The following is a 531-nucleotide window of genomic DNA, read 5'->3' on the forward strand; positions in this document are numbered from 1 at the left end:
GCCTTGCAGCTGGGTCAGTTTGTAGAGTTGGTTCAAAACGACTTCGGCATTTTCATTGCGTTTCAATTCGATCACGACACGCATACCGGATTTGTCGGACTCGTCGCGCAGGTCGGATACGCCTTCCAACGTTTTTTCGCGTACCAACTCGCCGATTTTCTCAACCAGCTTGGCTTTGTTTACTTGATATGGGATTTCATCGATAACGATGGCTTCGCGTTCACCGTTTTTACCGATAGGCTCAATATGGGTTTTACCGCGCATCACCACGCGGCCGCGGCCGGTTTTATAGCCTTCGCGCACGCCGCTTAAGCCGTAAATAGTTGCGCCTGTTGGAAAATCGGGCGCTTGGATAATGTTGATCAGCTCGTCGATTTCAGTTTCAGGCTCATCCAACAAACGCAGGCAGGCATTGATGGTATCGCCCAAATTGTGCGGCGGGATATTGGTTGCCATACCGACGGCAATACCGGACGAACCGTTTACCAACAGCGCAGGGAAGCGGGTCGGCAATACCAGCGGCTCATGTTC

1 protein-coding gene is annotated in these 531 nt (G+C 52.0%); it reads right to left on the reverse strand.

The genetic code is table 11. The features are described from left to right. A partial coding sequence (locus tag ACTHUM_RS18475; protein WP_440403747.1) for a DNA gyrase subunit A occupies positions 1-531 on the reverse strand: 531 nt, incomplete at both ends.

The sequence above is a fragment of the Neisseria sp. P0021.S006 genome (assembly GCF_051956895.1).